The sequence below is a fragment of the Halanaerocella petrolearia genome (assembly GCF_054657875.1).
This window is the reverse complement of sequence record NZ_BAAHXW010000002.1, coordinates 612305-630953: the sequence shown is the minus strand read 5'-3', so window position 1 is coordinate 630953 and position 18649 is coordinate 612305. Positions and strand designations below refer to the sequence as shown.

The following is an 18649-nucleotide window of genomic DNA, read 5'->3' as shown; positions in this document are numbered from 1 at the left end:
TAATAGGGGAATATTCCCCTATTATTCTATTTAACATTACTCAGTTTCTTTAGGCCTTTTATCTTTAGGTACATTTTTATATACTTCTTCTATAGTGTGATATCCACTTTTAATAATTGTTTCTACCATATTATCTTTATTAACTAAAATAGGTTTTAACAATACAGATGGTACTTGGATTTTCCCATTATCAATCTTTTTATTTGTTTTGATACTTTTATCCTTTGCCATTTTAACAGCAACTTTAGCAGCTCTATTAGCCAATTTACTAATTGGTTTGAAGATAGTCATTGTCTGAGTACCCTCTACAATTCGACGACAACCAGCAAGAGTAGCATCTTGACCAGAAACTAAGACTTTTCCATCAAGCCCTTGGCCTGCTAAAGCTTCTATTGTACCTCCAGCAGTACTATCATTAGAGGCTACTACTGCATCAATATCATTTCCAACTCGTGTTAAAGCATTTTCGATAATACTCATTGCATTTTGTGGTAACCAATTTTCAGCCCATTGATCACCAATTACTTCTATATCACCTTTTTCAATATAAGGTTCCAATACATTCATCTGACCTTCTCTAAACATATGAGCGTTAGGATCTGTAGGAGCACCTCCTAATAAAAAGTATTTACCTTTAGGCTGTCTTTTGACTAAGGCTTTAGCTTGCATTTCACCAACTCGCTCATTGTTAAATGAAATATAAGCATCTGTTTTAGCATTTTGTACCATCCTATCATAAGCTAATACTTTAATCCCTGCAGCATGAGCATCAGAAACTACACTGCCCATAACCTTTCCATTATGAGGAATCACTACCAACACATCCACACCCTGAGTAATCAAGTTCTGAGCTTGAGAAACCTGTTTTTGATCATTACTATTAGCTGATAAAACTTTGACCTCAGCTCCTAATTTGTTAGCTTCTTTAATGAATGCTTTTTTATCTTTTTGCCATCTTTCCAAGCGCAAATTATCCATTGAAAGACCAATTACTAATTTATTATCATCTCCGCCACCAAATAGACTGTCAAACCATCCAGCATTAGTTACTGAAGTAGTTACAAACATTAGAGTCAAACATAAGGCAACAACCATCAATCTCTTTTTTTGGGCCAACATATTAAATTCCCCCCACTAAATATTTTGGGTATAACTTAATCATTTAGCTGCTAAACTGCCTCTTAAATTTTCCCTACTCCTCAACCTTATTCTTGCAGTTGACTTAATTGCTTAAAGTCATCTTTTAAACTAGCATAAAGTTGCTTATATAACTTATAATAATTATTATAATATTCAGATTTTTCAGAATTTGGAGCTACTTTTTTATTCACTTCAATAATATTTTCAGTTGCTGCAGAGAAATTATCATAAACTCCTACTCCTACTCCAGCAATTAAAGCTGCTCCAAAAGCAGGGCCTTCTTCTATATTAATTAAACTGATCTCTTCTCCTAAGATATCAGCTAATATCTGTTGCCATAACTCACTTTTAGCTCCTCCACCTATCACTCTTACTTCATCAATTTCAATATCCTTATCTTTAATTAATTCTAAAGAATCACGCAGACCAAAACTTACTCCTTCCAATAAGCTACGAACAAAATGGCCCTGCTCATGCTTTCCAGAAATACCAAAGTAAACACCACGAGCATTAGCATCAGCATGAGGAGTTCTCTCACCATATAAATAAGGTAAGAAGATCAGTCCCTCACTACCTGGTTCTACTTGACTAGCCAACTTATTTAAGATATCGTAGTCAAATTTATTATCATATAAATCTTCTTTTAACCACTTATAAGACATTCCTGCTGATAACATAACGCCCATTAAATACCAACTATCAGGACAAGTATGATTAAATAAATGAACTCTTCCTTGCTCATCAGCTACAGGATCATTAATCTGGGCTGCAACCGTTCCAGATGAGCCAATACTAACCATCACTCTTCCCTCTTTTACTATTCCACTTCCTACTGCTCCACAAGCATTATCTGCTCCACCAGCTACTACTGGAGTCCCAGCTTTAATTCCAATTTCTGTTGCTACTTCATCCTGTACAGTTCCAGCTAGATCTATTGAATTAATTACTGGAGGTAATATATCGGAATCCAGATCTAGTTTTTCTACTAGATCTAAATTCCAATCCTTCTCTTCTACATTAAGTAATAATGTACCAGCTGCATCTGATACTTCAGTATATATTTCTTGAGTTAACTTATAACGAACATAATCTTTAGGCATTAACACATAATTTACTTGCTCATAATTTTGTGGCTCATTTTCCTTAAGCCATAATATCTTAGGTGCAGTAAAACCTTCTAAAGCAGGATTAGATACATGACCAATTAATTCTTCTAATCCTCCCGCTTCTTCTTCAATTTCTTTACACTGTTTAGTAGTTCTAGTATCACTCCATAAAATAGCTGGTCTAATGACTTCCATCTCATCATTTAGAAAAACTGAACTATGCATCTGACCAGAAAAACTAATTCCTTTAATATCATTAGAAGCTACCTCATTATTTGCTGTAAGCTCTTTTATAACTTCTTTAGTAGCTGCCCACCAATCATTAGGGTCTTGTTCAGCCCAACCTGCTTGAGGAGTATCTAAAGGATAGGATTCAGTTGCCTCAGCGGCAACTTCTCCCTCCTTAGAAACAAGAATCCCCTTTGTTCCACTAGTACCTATATCAAGACCTAATAAGTAATCCACCTCTAACCAACTCCTTCCTTAGGAACAATTAACCTTCAATTATATAACTGTTAAGAATTGATTCTAGTCTTTCTTGTCGCCCAGAAGTATTATTTATCTCATTATCTAAAGCATACTCAGCTAAAGTTTTAAAACCAACTTCTTCTGAAACAATTTCTTTTCCAATCCCTGTTGTAAAACTACTATATCTCTGATCAACAAAATCTTCTAATTCTCCGCTTTCAAGTAACTTATGAGCAACTTCTAATCCTCTAGCAAAAGTATCCATTCCAGCAATATGACCATAGAATAAATCAACTGGTTCAAAAGAACCTCTTCTTACTTTAGCATCGAAATTAAGCCCTCCAGGTTCTAAGCCGCCATTCTTCAATATTTCATACATGGCAAGGGTAGTCATTTGAATATTAGTTGGGAATTGATCTGTATCCCAGCCTAATAATTTGTCTCCTTGATTAGCATCAACACTTCCTAGAGCATCATTAATTCTAGCATAGTGTAATTCATGTTGCATTGTATGGCCAGCAAGTGTAGCATGATTCGTCTCTATATTCACCTTAAAATGATCATCTAAATCATATTTTCTTAAGAAAGCTAACACACTAGCTACATCAAAATCATACTGATGTTTAGTTGGTTCCTTAGGTTTAGGCTCAATTAAGAATTGACCTTCAAAACCAATCTCTTCAGCATAATCAATAGCCATCTGGAAAAATCGAGCCAAATTATCTTGTTCTAATCCCATATTTGTATTTAATAGAGTTTCATATCCTTCACGTCCACCCCAAAAGACGTAATTTTGTCCTCCTAACTCTTGTGTAATCTCCATTGCTTTCTTTACTTGCGCTGCTGCATAAGCAAATACATCTGCATTAGGAGCCGTAGCTGCTCCATGAACATATCTAGGATGTGTAAAGGCATTTGCAGTACCCCATAATAACTTAATACCTGTTTGATCCATCTTCTCTTTAATTAATTCTACAATCTCATCTAAATTCTCATTTGTTTCGTGTAAGCTATCACCTTCTGGGGCAATATCTCGATCATGAAAACAGAAATAGGGAATGCCTAATTTAGACATAAACTCAAAAGCAACTTCTACTCTCCTCTTAGCTATCTCCATTTCTGATCCAGTCTCCCAAGGACGAATCATTGTTCCCACTCCAAATGGATCGCCTCCATCTTCAGTCAAGGTATGCCAATAAGCCATAGAAAAACGTAAATGTTCCTCCATTGTTTTATCACCAATTACCTGATCAGGGTTATAATACTTAAAAGCTAGTGGATTATCAGATTCTCTTCCTTCATACTTAATCTGTGATACATTTGGAAAGAAATCACTCATTTTTATTCCTCCTTAAATTTTATTTAGAAAATATTAATTTTTCATTAAAGATCAAACTAGCCAAGCCATAAACTACAGTTGCATCTCCTAATTGACTAAATTTTATCTCAGTCTTTTCATAAGAGACAGTTAAGGTTTCTTCTTTAGCAACTTTTAATATCTCATCACAAATATAATCTTTTATCTCAGTTACATCACCTCCTATAACTACCAACTCAGGACTTAAACTATTGATGATATTTCCTACTCCAATTCCTATATTTTTCCCTGTTTCTTTAAAAACCTCAATAAATTCTTGCTTATCTTCCTTATATATATCTAACTCATTTAAGTTATTGGCTCTAGAAATTTTTTGTAAAATATAGCTCTCTGAGGCTAAAGTCTCCCAACAACCATTATTTCCACAATGGCATTTTGGTCCATCTCGATCAATTATTATATGTCCAAACTCTCCTGCATTTCCACTTGCCCCTTTATACAACTCATTATTAAAGATGATTCCACAACCTATTCCTGCATTTATGGAAACATATACTAAATTATCTTCTTCAGGATACACAAATTCTTTCTCTCCAATTGCTGCAGCATTTGCTTCATTCTCTAAAATTACTGGAACATCATATTTATCTTTAAATAATTTAGTTATTTCTACATCAGTCCAAGTTAAATTAGGAGCAAACTTCAGACAACCACTTTCTTTATCAATTAATCCTGGGACTGCTACACCTATTCCCAAAATACTATTCCAGTCTAACTTTCGATTATCGACTATTTTATTGATCTCGTTACATATTCTTTCCATTGTTCTATTGGGATCACTTTTATCAATAATTGGTACTATACTCTTTACTGCTATTTTTAAATCTAAATTAAATAAAACTACTCTCACCCGATTTACCTCAATATCAACACTTAATATATAGGCTTTATCAGGATTTGTCTTTAAATAAACAGGTTTTCTTCCTCCAGTTGAAGATCCTTTTTCTGTTTCCAACACAAAATCCTGTTTAATTAAAGTTTTAACATGATTAGAAATTGTAGCTGAACTATAATCAGTATTTTCAGCCAATTCCTTTCTAGAAATAGGACCCAACTTATGAATTAATTTGAAAATATTGGCCAAGTTCAAATCACGCATTAAAAATGAATTCTTCACTTGAGTTTCCATCTTATTACCTCCTAATTGTTATATTCTTATATAATTATACCTTATAACCTCTAATATTTTAATTATAGGATTATATCCCAAGGAACAATCACTAACCTTATATTAATAGTTAATTTAAGGGTTAAAATAATTCACAAATATAAAAATTGGTTAATTCAACCAATTCAATTTTATTATATGGAATCACTTGCTAAATGTCAAGTGATTCCACATGATTTATTTAGTTCAAGCCTCAATAATCTAATAAATACTACTTATTAAAATTAAGATTAAAGATATCTTCCGTTAGTCATAAACTTAAATATACCCTTAAATTAAGGGCGTAGATGCCTTTTTAAATAATCTCTAATCTTACTAGCTAATCTATGACTAATGCCTGATACTTCAACCAATTCTTCTTCACTAGCCTGCTTAATCTTGGCTAATGAACCAAAGTACTCTAATAAAGCCTGACGTTTCTTATCTCCTATACCAGGAATATCATCTAACATTGAGTGGGTTAATCTTCTAGAACGTAATTTACGATGGTAACTGACAGCAAAACGATGAGCTTCATCTCTGACTCGTTGGACTAAATATAAAGCATCTGAATCACGAGATAACAGAATAGACTCTTCTCTATCAGGTAAAAAGATTTCTTCCTCTTTTTTGGCCAAACTAATAATCTGCTGTCCTGTCCTACCTAACTCTTCTAAAATATTAACAGCAGCATTTAGTTGGCCCTTACCACCATCAATTAAGATCAAATCAGGAAATTCTTTTTCTTCTTCAATCAATCTAGAATATCTACGCTCAATCACTTCTTTCATCGCCCCGAAATCATCTTGACCTTCTAAAGTCTTCATCTTAAAGCGACGATAATCACTCTTCTTAGCTTCTCCATTCTCAAAAACGACTAATGAAGCTACAGTAGATTGGCCTTGAATAGTTGAAATATCAAAACCTTCGATTCGATAGGGAGCTTGAGCTAAATCAAGCTTTCTCTGTAATTCTTCAACTCCTTTTCCTATTTGAGATGAATGTAGAATTGATTTGACTCGATATTCTTTTAAATTTTGACTAGCATTGCGGGCTGCCATCTCTACTAGTTCCTTCTTCTCTCCTTGCTTAGGTAGCTTTATCTCTACCTTACTCTTCTGTTGTTCAGTCAACCAATTACCAATCAATTGCTGATCATCCAATTGTGTGTCAACTAAGATTTCTTCTGGTATATAATAAGCCGTATCATAATATTGCTGTAAAAAAGAAACTATGGTTTCAGCTTTATTCTGAAATTCAGTAAAGATAAAATCTTCTTTTCCAATCAATCGTCCATTACGTACAATTAATAATTGGAGACAGATAGCATCTTCATCTTGTGCCAAGGCCACAATATCTTGGTCAACTAAATTATCAGAGACTACCTTCTGCTTTTGAGTAATCTTATCAATAGCTTGAATTTGATCTCTATATTGAGCAGCTTTTTCAAAGTCCATCTCTGCTGAAGCATCTCTCATTTTGATCTCTAATTTCTGTTTAAGATTATCTTCCTTCCCTTCTAAAATCATAATAACCTTCTTAATCATCATTTGATACTCTTTAGAACTAACCTCCCTTAAACAAGGGCCAAGGCATTTATCAATATGGTAATTAAGGCAAGCACGCTGTTCAGTTTGATCAGTTAACTCCTTTTTACAAGTCCGTAAAGGAAATAAATCGTGAATTAACTCTAACATATCATTAACTGCCTTAGGATCAGTATAGGGACCAAAGTAACGAGCCCCATCTTGTTTAACTATTCTTGTCTTATATACTCGAGGGTAGAGACCGTCTACTGTTACTTTAATATAAGGATAAGTCTTATCATCCTTTAGCTGAATATTGAATTTTGGATTATACTTTTTTATTAAATTATTCTCTAAAATTAAGGCTTCCATTTCAGTATCAGTAATAATATAATCAAAATCAACAATTCGTTTGACTAAAACTGTCGTCTTAAATCGCCGATGCTCTGAGTTTTGGAAGTAAGAACCAACACGCCGGCGTAAAGACTTAGCCTTACCAACATAAATTATTTGACCTCGTTGATTCTTCATTAAGTAAACTCCAGGTTCATAAGGAAGACCTTTAGTTTTCTGCTGTAGATTCATTTATACCACCATCTTGGTTTATATATTATTTTAAATCAATTTTATAGTTAAATTACTTAATTTTATTATAACAGTAATTATTATTAGTTACAATCAGTCTTTTACTCACATTATATTAAATCCCAATCTTATAAGAGAGAATAAGCAAAGTCATACTAGTTATGAAGGAAATAAAAAAATTCTATCTAAATACTATATACATATCTAACTCACTTAATCTCATAATTAAGGAGGTCACATAAAATGAATAATTTTAATTTTAATAACCCAACAGAGTTGCTTTTCGGTAAAGGAAAAGTAGCCCAAGTAGGACAGAAGGTTAAAGAGTATGGTACTAAAGTATTAGTCGTTACAGGTGGAGGAAGTGTTAAGAAAATAGGACTATATGATAAAGTTATCGACTCACTACAAAAAAAGAACTTAGAGATTCATGAATTATCAGGAATTAAGCCTAATCCTAGAGTAACTAATGTACGAAAAGGCGTTAAAATCTGTAGAGAAAATAATATAGATATTGTTTTAGCAGTCGGTGGCGGAAGTACAATTGATGCTAGTAAAGCAATTGCTGGTTCTGTTTATTATGATGATGACCCTTGGGATTTATTTGCTAAAAAAGCACCAATTAAAGAAACCCTTCCAGTTGGTACAATCTTAACTTTGGCTGCCACAGGATCTGAAATGAATCCAAACTTCGTTATTTCTAATTTAGAAACAGAAGAAAAAATGGGAGCTGGTAGTCCACTACTTTATCCTAACTTTTCAATCTTAGATCCTGTTAATACCTTTACAGTCCCAGAAGAACATACAGTTTATGGAATTATAGATATAGCAGCCCATGTTTTTGAACAATACTTCAGTCATACAGAATCTACTCCAATACAAGATAGATGGGCAGAGAGTATACTAGTAACTCTAAAAGAAGAAAGTTCAAAAGTTCTATCGGACCCTAAAGACTATGATGCTAGGGCCAACATAATGCTATCAGGAACAATGGCTTTAAATGGTTTAATATCTATGGGGAAAGAGACTGACTGGGCTAGCCATGGTATTGAACATGCTGTCAGTGCAGTCTATGACATCCCTCATGGAGGTGGACTAGCAATTATCTTTCCTAACTGGATGAAGTATGTCTTAGATAAAGGAACAGGTAAATTTGTACAGTATGCTACAAGAGTTTGGGATGTTGATCCAACAGGAAAATCTGATCAAGAAATAGCTTTAGAAGGAATAGAAAAAACTAGAGAGTGGTTTAATGAAATGGGGGCCCCTTCTTGTTTAGCAGACTATGATATAGGAGATGAAAAGTTAGAGTTAATGGCAGAAAAAGCTACAGACCGTGGTACACGAGGTAGCTACAAAGAATTGGATAAAGATGACGTGGTAGAAATTTACAAAATGAGTTTGTAAAATAAAGTTATGAGTCGTGACACTCTTAATTAATTTAAGCTTTATTTATGGTTTTGAACTTAATCACGACTCATAACTGCCAACTCACATCTAGATATATTGTGATATTATCACAATATATCTATAGTATTTCCTCTAAAAACTGGCCTGTATAAGATTCTTCAACCTCTACTACCTCTTCTGGAGTACCAGTAGCAACTACTTGACCACCTTTATCTCCACCTTCTGGTCCTAGGTCAACAATATGATCAGCTGATTTAATGACATCAAGATTATGCTCAATCACAATAATAGTATTGCCACCTTCTTTTAATCGCTGTAGAACCTGCAATAATTTATTTACATCTTCAAAATGAAGACCTGTTGTTGGCTCATCTAAGATATAGACTGTATTACCAGTACTTCGTTTACTTAATTCTGAAGCTAATTTAACTCGTTGAGCCTCTCCTCCTGATAAAGTTGTAGATGGTTGTCCTAGTTTCATATAACTTAATCCTACATCATATAAGGTCTGTAGACGACGTTTGATTTTAGGAATATTCTCAAAAAATTCTAGAGCTTCTTCAATAGTCATATTTAAGACATCAGCAATAGTCTTGCCTTTATACTTAACTTCTAATGTCTCTCGATTATAACGTGCTCCATCACAGACTTCACAAGGTACATAGACATCAGCTAAGAAATGCATCTCAATCTGAACGATACCTTGTCCTTTACAGGATTCACAACGTCCTCCTTTAACATTAAAGCTAAAGCGACCTTTTTTGTAACCTCTTTCTTGGGCCAATGGCGTCTTAGCAAAAACTTCTCGAATATAATCAAAGACTTTAGTATAAGTTGCTGGATTAGACCGTGGTGTCTTACCAATAGGAGATTGATCAATATTCACTACCTTATCTATCTCCTCTAAGCCTAATACTTGATCATGTTCTCCTGGCTTTAATTTAGAATCATAAAATTCTTGCATTAACCTCCGCTTTAGTGTGGCATCAATTAATGTACTTTTACCAGAACCAGAAACTCCTGTAATACAAGTAAAGGTACCTAGAGGAATCTCAACATCAATATCCTTTAGATTATGCTCTTTAGCTCCTTTAATCGTTAAATAATCTCCACTAGGCTCAATTCTCTCCTTTGGAACTTCTATTCTTTTCTTCCCAGATAGGTACTGGCCAGTTAATGATTCATCAACCTCTTTAATATCTTCTAGATCACCTTGAGCTATTATCTCTCCTCCATGGCGACCAGCACCTGGGCCAATATCTATAATCTGGTCTGCTGCTTTCATTGTATCTTCATCATGTTCAACTACTAAGACAGTATTTCCAACATCTCTAAGTTCCTGTAAAGTATTAATTAAACGTTGGTTATCACGCTGATGAAGACCTATACTTGGTTCATCAAGAATATAAATAACTCCTACTAACTGAGAACCAATCTGCGTTGCTAACCGAATCCTTTGCGACTCTCCACCTGATAAAGTACCAGCTGACCGATTTAAAGTTAGATATTCTAAACCAACTTCATTTAAGAAATTTAAACGCTGTCTAATTTCTTTTAGAATTTCACTACCAATTACCTTATCTTGACCTGTCAACTCTAGTTGAGCAAAGAACTGATAAGTATCACCAATTGGCATCTCAGTCACATCAGCAATTGATTTATCACCAACTGTCACAGCCAAACTAGCTCTATTCAACCTATCTCCTTCACAATTTGGACAAGATCTGACTGTCATATACTTCTCTAACTTCTTTTTGGCTCGATTAGAGTTTTTATTTCTCAATTTTTCTTTTAAGATAGTAATTAATCCTTTAAAAGTAATAGTTTTATTCTTCGTATTTCCACGCCGATTAGTATACGGAAAAGTAACTGAACTGTCATCACCATATAATAATATATCAATAAGATCATCATCTACTTTGCTAAGTGGCTTGTCCTGGTCAATACCATACTTCTCTGCTACAGCTTCTACTGCCCGTGGTTGAAAACGACTTCGTGTTTTTCGCCACGGAATAATTGCTCCATCATTCAAAGAAGAATCATAGTCTAAAATCAAATCAGGATCAAATTCACGTTTATTTCCTAAACCATCACAAGTAGAGCAGGCACCATAAGGACTATTAAAAGAGAACATTCGTGGCGATAATTCTTCTAAACTTACTTGACAATCAGGACAAGCAAACTCTTCACTAAATAACATCTCATCTCCATCAACTAGATCAATAATTACTAAACCATCTGCTAAATCAAGAGCTGTCTCTAAAGAATCAGCCAACCTAGATTCAATATCCTCTTTCATAATTAATCTATCTACTACTACTTCAATTGAATGTTTCTTATTCTTATCTAACTGAATATCTTCAGCTAAATCTCTAATCTCTCCATCAACTTTAACCCTAACATAACCATCTTGACTGACTTGATCTAGTAGATCCTGATGCTCTCCTTTTCTTCCTCTCACTATTGGAGCTAAAATCTGAAATTTAGTCCTCTCTTCTAACTCCATAATTTGATCTACAATCTCCTGTACTGTCTGAGAGGAGATCTCTTGTCCACACTCAGGACAATGTGGGGTTCCCACTCGAGCATATAATAATCGTAAGTAATCATAAATTTCTGTTACTGTTCCTACAGTAGAACGAGGATTCTTACTAGTAGTCTTTTGATCAATAGATATAGAAGGTGATAAACCTTCTATATACTCTATCTTTGGCTTTTCCATCTGTCCTAAGAACTGCCGAGCATAAGCTGATAGACTCTCCACATACCTTCGCTGCCCTTCAGCATAAATAGTATCAAAAGCCAATGAAGACTTACCAGAACCACTTAATCCAGTCATTACCACTAACTTATCACGAGGAATTTCAACATCTATATCTTTAAGATTATGTTCTCTAGCACCTTTAATTATAATCTTATCTTGTACCATTTAAATCACCTCTCTGTTAAATACTCAAAAGTTAACAATTATTATATCAGTAATCATTGCTAATTACAACATAACATATACTCTATAGTTTAATTAATATATAATATTATTCCTCTAAACCTCAAACTTATCTACTAAAGATTGTAGTTGTTCAGCCATGCTAGTTAATTGCTGAGCAGAAACAGCTATTTCATCAGATAATTTGGTAATATCTTGAGTAGCAGTTACTACTTCCTGACTATCCTCATTTAAATCTTCAGTAGCAGAAACAGCTTCTTCAATATTCTTTGCTGCTTCAGTGGTTGAGTTTTTGATTTCAACAAATACCTGATCGGTATGATGAGTAATCTGTTTCCCTTCATTTACCTTATCTTTCACTTCTTCAATAGTCTCTAAACCAACTTTAGACTCGTTTTGCATATCTGTAATTAATTTATCAATATCATCTGTTGCTTCTGCAGTATCTTCAGCTAAATTTCGAATTTCTTCTGCTACTACTGCAAATCCTTGTCCTGTTCCTAACTTATTAGCAGAGCTAACTCGAGCCGATTCAATAGCAGCATTTAAAGCCAATAAATTAGTCTGTTCAGCAATATCATTAATTAAATCTACAATCTTTTCAATCTCTTCTGACTTAGTTGCCAAACTATCAATAACCTTTACAGCCCTATTTACCACCTGATTAATTTCTTCTATATTGGCAACTGTCTGATTAATATTCTGACTACCAATCTCTGTTTGCTTATTAGCCTCCTGGGCCAAATTACTTATCTCTTCTGCACTAGCTGAAATCTGTTCAATACTTGATGATATCTGTTCAACCAACTGATTAGTAGTCTCTATTGTAGCATTTCCTTCTTGGGCTGAAGCAGATAACTCTTCACTATGAGCCGATAGGTTTTCCACTATATCTAAAATCTCTACTATCATTTCCTTCAATTCATTCTTCATTTCTGTTAAAGCTGTACTCATCTGACCTACTTCGTCATTTGAATCAACATCAAATTCAACTGTAAAATCACCATCACCAAACTTTAATACTTTCTGAGACAACTCTTTAATTGGCTGAGTTATATTCTTACCTATTAAATAAGAAACACCAATCATAATCATAATTACAATAGCTATAGTTAAGATAACTGTCTTAATTAAGTTATCAATTCTTTTTAATAAACCATGCTGAGGAATCGAAACTCCTAGCGTCCAGTTGGGTGTATTAGGAATAGGAGCAAAAGTCAATAACATTTCATCTCCATTAGGTCTGACTATATCTCCATATCCTTCTTTACCATTAACAATTTTCTCTCCTAATTTATTTAACCCCTTAAATCCTTGTTGTTTACTCTCTAATACATTTAGGGACATAGTCATCTTATCTTCTGGATGAGCCACTATTAAACCAGTATTATCTACAACCCAACCAAATCCTGCATCTGCTATTTGAATATCATCTACTCTATTAGATAATGCTGCTAAAGTTATTGTTACTCCAAAAACTCCAATTGTATTGTTATTATTATCTTTAATAGCATGTGCTACTACAAATACTGGTCTTTGCGATGATTTAGAAATAATTGGATTACTTATTACAGATTGTTGGCCATTCATGATCTTCTGAAAGTACCTTCGATCAGAAATATTACTCTGTTTATTGCTTGTAGTATGAGCATCACCTGTTTTATCAGCAATAAACATCATCTTATAGAGACTACTCTTTCTTTGTTGTTCCTTAACTAAAATATCTTTACTTTTATTCCACTGTAGAGACTTTATTTCTTTACGTCGCGAAATCTCTTTTGTCTTCTTTATAATACCATTAATCCACTCCCCTACTTCAGCTCTCCTACCTTTAACAATCTCCATAGCCATATCACTAACAAGAGGAGTTATAGTATTCTGAAACTGAAAATAAAGTACTGCTCCCATTAGCACTAAAGCTATTATAGTAACCAAGACAAAAGAAGATAATATTTTCTTTCTAATACTCTTCATGGGTATCCCCCTTTAACTTATACCTTATCTTATAAACTTATTTACAATAATACTATCCAAAATAAGAAAATATTAATATTAACCTCAATTTTATTAAATATTTATACTAATTTTAGTTATATTTTTATATTAAAAATTCGATTTAACTTGACAATATACGATAATCAATGATATCTTTATTTTGAATCATACATAACAAGATTTTTTAAATTTAATTATTTATAAACTATTAATCACATAATCACAATTCAATTAACTCCCCTATATAATAGTATTAGAAACTATTAGTAGGGGGCATAAAATAAGTTTAAATAAAAGGAAGGAAAAAAATGATTAAAATAACTGGAAAAGATAAATTGCATAGAGTTTTGGTTAGTTTATTTAGACTTTTACTTATTGGAGCAATAATAGGAAATGTACTAACTCAAAACTGGTTAAACCTCTTTACTTCACTGCTTACTTTACTATTAACCTACTTACCATTCTTACTAGCAGAAAAAAATCATATCTATCTTCCTTCTGGCTTTCAAATTATTATTTTACTATTTATCTTTGCTTCACTCTATTTAGGAGAATTAAAAGAATATTATCTTAAGTTTTGGTGGTGGGATCTAATGCTTCATACTTTATCAGGAATTATTTTAGGCTTTATTGGTTTTGTACTAGTCTATTTTTTCAGTCAAGAAGATGAAATTAATGTCATTCTAAGCCCTTTATTTATTACTATCTTCTCCTTTACCTTTGCTCTTTCAGTAGGAGTCTTATGGGAGATCTTTGAGTTTTCTATGGATTCTCTACTGAACTTGAATATGCAGAAATCAGGTTTAGTAGATACTATGTGGGACCTAATTGTTGATTCTATAGGGGCTTTAGTAACTTCTATTATTGGTTATCTCTATATTAAAAAAGAAGGGCCAACTTACTTTAAAGAATTAGTTCACCAAATCACAGATAAACATATCTCTAAAAAATAAAAAAGGATAGACTATAATAGCCTATCCCAAATCAACCTTTATTCTATTTCTAATACATCCTTTACTTCATCTTTTATTCCTTCACTAGTAGACTTACGGTCATGTCTGACCTCTTCTTTATCTAAATTTTTCAGTCCTTGATGAATTTCTATTCCAGAAACCTGCTTTAGTTTATTTAAAATCTCAAATTCATCCTCTATCTTACTTTCTCCTTCTAATGACTCTAATACTGCCTTACTAAACTTATATGGATTGGCTGTAGAGGCAATAATAGTTGGAGTCTGATCGTTGGTATCCTTCTTGTACTTTTGATAAGACTTAACTCCTACTGCTGTATGAGTATCAAGAGTATAATCATAGTCTGTAAATACATCTGCAATAGTCTGTAATGTCTCTTCTTCAGTAGCATAATAACCACTAAACAATTCTTTTATTTTATCTTTAGTCTCTTGATCAACCTCAAACTTTCCTTTCTCTTGTAACTGTTGATACCACTTATTAATCTTCTTGTCATCATGACCAGTTATTTCAAATAAGAATCGCTCTAGATTAGAAGAGATTAAAATATCCATTGAAGGACTAATAGTCTGTTTAAAGTCACGATTTATATCATATACTCCTGTAGCTAAAAAGTCAGTCAAGATCTTATTATCATTTGAAGCACAGACTAATTTATTAACTGGTAGTCCCATCTGTGATGCATAATAAGCAGCTAAAATATTTCCAAAGTTTCCTGTTGGAACACTAATATTTATTTCTGCTCCCTCTTCTATCTCATTATTTCTTAACAGGTCAGCATAAGCTGCAAAATAATAAACAAGCTGTGGCACTAGCCGACCCCAGTTAATTGAATTAGCAGATGAGAATTGATAGCCTTTCTCTTGTAAAACATCTTTAAAGTCTTGATCAGCAAAGATCTCTTTTACTGTACTTTGACAGTCATCAAAATTACCTTCAACAGCTACTACTGCAGTATTATTACCTTCAGTAGTTACCATCTGCCTCTCTTGTACCTTACTTACTCCTTGGTCAGGATAGAAGACAATAATCTCAATTCCATCTACATCTTTAAATCCTTCTAAAGCTGCCTTACCTGTATCTCCAGAAGTAGCCACTAAAATAACAACATTATTCTCTAATTCTACCTTCTCTATTGCCTTAGCCAGCAAATGAGGCATTAACTGTAAAGCCATATCCTTAAAGGCGGCAGTTGGCCCGTGCCATAATTCTAAAATATACTCATTATCATCTAATTTAACTACTGGTGCTATTTCCTCAACTGAAAAATTATCTTTATTATAGACAGTAGTAACAATCTCCTTTAATTCCTGCTCACTATAATCTGTTAAAAACTTAGCTAATACTTTATAAGCAACCTCCTGATAAGTACTATCCTGCAATTCGTAAATTTCTTCTTTATCAATAGTTGGTATTTTTTTAGGAACAAATAAACCACCTGTTGGTACCATACCTAACTGAATTGCCTCAGCTGCACTAACTGATTTGTAATTTCCTCGCGTACTAATATACTCCATCCTACTCCATCCTTTCTACTCTAGTTTGCCCCATTATATCAGAGGATATAGTTTTTTAAAACTCTCAATCTATTTTAAATCTAAACTATTTAGTTTTAATTACAAAAGCGGCACACTATATTAATTATCTTTCACTAATAAAAATAAATTCACTTCACAACGAATTCATCCAACAAAGTAAATAACAAATAACAGATACTAACAATTATAAAAGAAAAAAAGAGTATAGGAAAGAGATCAAGAGATGAATAACCATAATAACAGCTGAATCTAAATCATCCCTTGACATAACCCGACATCTAATCTATAATTCTTATTGGAATATATATCCTATAGTTTATTAGATAATAAGTCGTTTTCTTCAAGAGATTAATTTGACTATATAATATAGTTCCACCTCTTCTATTCTCAAAACTACTTGCTACAAAAACACCTTTTTTAATCTATCCTAAACTTATTTAATCAGTACATAATTTGATCAACTTACTATATTAATTTACCAATCAATAAGCTTTATAGATAAGATTAATAAAATATAAGGAGGAATTAATTATGGTAAGTAATCATTCAGAAAAGATAGTAGTCTTAATTTCAATCTTAGTATTAGCATTAGCAGTTACAGGCTGTACAGAAGAAGTAAACAAGAACCAACAAACAAGTAAGAAAGTAAAGTTAGGTTATGTACAGTGGGCATCTGCAGAAGCATCTACTCATATTATTCAAGAGTTATTAAAACAATTAGATTATCAAGTAAAGACTTCAATTTTACAACCAGGAGCCATGTATAGTGGAACAGCTCAAGGAGATATTGATGCCTTAGTCTGTGCTTGGCTACCTAAAACTCATAAGTCTTACTGGGATAAATACTCAGATAAGTTAGTCGACTTAGGGGCCAACTTTCAAAAGGCGAAACTAGGCTTAGTAGTACCTAAGTATGTCAATATTGATAGTATAACTGAACTAAAGAAGAATGCTGATAAATTTAATAAAAAGATTATAGGTATTGGCCCAGGAGCAGGAATTATGCAGACTACTAAGAATGCAACAATACCTAAGTATAGACTGAAAGACTGGAAGCTAGTAAAAAGTAGTGGCCCTGCTATGACTACTGAATTAAAACGTGCTATTCAAAATAAAGAACCTCTTGTAGTAACAGGTTGGACTCCTCACTGGAAATGGTCAGCATTTGATCTTAAATTTCTTAATGATCCTAAGAACAGTTATGGTCAAGCAGAAATGATCAAAAGTATTGGTAGGAAAGGAATTAAAGAAGACTTGCCAACAGTAACAAAGATACTGAAGAATTTTGATATAACAACTCAACAATTAGGTAAAGTAATGAATATGATTGAAAAAGGAAAATCACCAGAAAAAGCAGCAACTACATTTATTAATAACAATCCAAAACTAGTTAACCAGTGGCTTCCTAAAGGAAAAAAACTAGAATAAAATATTAATTCAAATTAATTCTTATATAGCTTGACAATAGGGGGAGGTTCCCCCTATAATCCTTTATTGAAAGTTAGTAATCATGATTATTAAATTACATAGTAAGTAATCTAAACAATATTCTTAATATGGAGGTATTTATGACCAATGTTGAAAAAAGGTATTGAGGAAGAAATCATCCAATGGATGCAAGAAAAAGTTGAAGAACGAGGAGCAGATGGAGCAGTAGTTGGATTAAGTGGTGGAATTGATTCTTCTGTTACTGCCGGTCTAATTAAAAAGGCTTTTCCTGAAAATAGTTTAGGAGTTATGTTACCTGCAGGTGGAACAATTACCAAAGATGTTGAGTATGCTCGAAAGGTAGCTGACAGATTTGACCTAGATACAATTAAAGTTAATATGAAAGATGCTAATGATGCACTTGAAGATACATTCCAAGACATTGATATTAAAAAGACTGAACGAGAATATTGGCCACAGACTAAGATTCCTACACCTAATCCAGCAGAGCAGAATATTCAGACTAGATTAAGAATGATGACGCTTTACTATATAGCTGAAAAAAAGAACTATGTTGTAATGGGAACTAGTAACAAAAGTGAAGTTATTGCTGGATATTATACTTTATATGGTGATGGAGCTACTGATATGCGACCTTTAGGAGATCTTACTAAAACAGAAGTATGGGAATTAGCTTCTAGAATTAATGTACCACAAGAAATTATTGATCGTCCTCCAACTGGCGGATGCCGAGGAGATGAAAGTGATAGAGACGAAAAAGAGTTTGGAATTGAATACGAAACATTAGATGATATTTATAATACAATTCAGAATGGTGGAGATTTATCTGAATTTGATATTGAAGATGTAAATCGAACTGTAGAATTAGTAGCTGCAGCTAAAGATAAATCTGAAATTCCTACTTTCACTAGATAACTTATATAAGTAAAACCCCTGGACATAATTCCAGGGGTTTTCTAATAATTCTAACTTTACTCACATTCACTACT

Annotated in this window: 12 protein-coding genes; 4 read left to right on the top strand and 8 right to left on the bottom strand. The window is 33.1% G+C overall.

Going from position 1 to position 18649, the window contains the following annotated elements; genetic code table 11:
- Positions 1–36: 36 nt before the first annotated feature.
- From xylF to uvrC, 5 genes are all read right to left on the bottom strand, one after another.
- Positions 37–1119 (bottom strand): D-xylose ABC transporter substrate-binding protein, encoded by a 1083-nt coding sequence (gene xylF / locus ACYQ39_RS10345; RefSeq protein ID WP_459842767.1) that lies wholly within the window; start codon positions 1117–1119, stop codon positions 37–39.
- 86 nt (positions 1120–1205) lie between these two features.
- Positions 1206–2711 (bottom strand): xylulokinase, encoded by a 1506-nt coding sequence (xylB, locus tag ACYQ39_RS10340; protein ID WP_459842765.1) that lies wholly within the window; start codon positions 2709–2711, stop codon positions 1206–1208.
- A gap of 28 nt (positions 2712–2739) precedes the next feature.
- A complete protein-coding gene (xylA, locus tag ACYQ39_RS10335) occupies positions 2740–4053 on the bottom strand; it encodes a xylose isomerase (protein ID WP_459842764.1) in 1314 nt (437 codons plus the stop codon).
- A 19-nt stretch (positions 4054–4072) separates the two neighbouring features.
- Positions 4073–5221: an ROK family transcriptional regulator gene (locus ACYQ39_RS10330; RefSeq protein ID WP_459842762.1), complete on the bottom strand. Its 1149-nt coding sequence runs from the start codon at positions 5219–5221 to the stop codon at positions 4073–4075.
- A 314-nt stretch (positions 5222–5535) separates the two neighbouring features.
- A complete protein-coding gene (uvrC, locus tag ACYQ39_RS10325; RefSeq protein WP_459842760.1) occupies positions 5536–7350 on the bottom strand; it encodes an excinuclease ABC subunit UvrC in 1815 nt (604 codons plus the stop codon).
- 243 nt (positions 7351–7593) lie between these two features.
- Between uvrC and ACYQ39_RS10320 the strand changes: the two genes are divergently transcribed.
- The gene (locus tag ACYQ39_RS10320; RefSeq protein WP_459842758.1) at positions 7594–8757 is read left to right on the top strand and encodes an iron-containing alcohol dehydrogenase; all 1164 of its coding nucleotides are present in this window, start codon (positions 7594–7596) and stop codon (positions 8755–8757) included.
- Positions 8758–8878: 121 nt separating this feature from the next.
- Here the strand turns inward: ACYQ39_RS10320 and uvrA are convergent, their stop codons facing one another.
- The gene (gene uvrA / locus ACYQ39_RS10315; RefSeq protein WP_459842757.1) at positions 8879–11689 is read right to left on the bottom strand and encodes an excinuclease ABC subunit UvrA; all 2811 of its coding nucleotides are present in this window, start codon (positions 11687–11689) and stop codon (positions 8879–8881) included.
- A 114-nt stretch (positions 11690–11803) separates the two neighbouring features.
- Entirely contained in the window at positions 11804–13681 is a 1878-nt protein-coding gene (locus tag ACYQ39_RS10310) for a methyl-accepting chemotaxis protein (protein WP_459842755.1), read from the bottom strand.
- 329 nt (positions 13682–14010) lie between these two features.
- Between ACYQ39_RS10310 and ACYQ39_RS10305 the strand changes: the two genes are divergently transcribed.
- The gene (locus ACYQ39_RS10305; RefSeq protein ID WP_459842753.1) at positions 14011–14655 is read left to right on the top strand and encodes a DUF2238 domain-containing protein; all 645 of its coding nucleotides are present in this window, start codon (positions 14011–14013) and stop codon (positions 14653–14655) included.
- A 38-nt stretch (positions 14656–14693) separates the two neighbouring features.
- On the opposite strand, the gene thrC is transcribed toward ACYQ39_RS10305, so the two are convergent.
- A complete protein-coding gene (gene thrC, locus ACYQ39_RS10300) occupies positions 14694–16190 on the bottom strand; it encodes a threonine synthase (protein WP_459842751.1) in 1497 nt (498 codons plus the stop codon).
- Positions 16191–16742: 552 nt separating this feature from the next.
- Between thrC and ACYQ39_RS10295 the strand changes: the two genes are divergently transcribed.
- Both ACYQ39_RS10295 and nadE read left to right on the top strand, forming a co-directional pair.
- Positions 16743–17639 carry a glycine betaine ABC transporter substrate-binding protein gene (locus ACYQ39_RS10295; protein ID WP_459842749.1) on the top strand — a complete coding sequence of 299 codons (897 nt, stop codon included), beginning with the start codon at positions 16743–16745 and terminating at the stop codon, positions 17637–17639.
- 147 nt (positions 17640–17786) lie between these two features.
- On the top strand, positions 17787–18575 hold the full coding sequence (nadE, locus tag ACYQ39_RS10290) for an NAD(+) synthase (protein ID WP_459842747.1): 789 nt from the start codon (positions 17787–17789) through the stop codon (positions 18573–18575).
- Positions 18576–18649 lie beyond the last annotated feature (74 nt).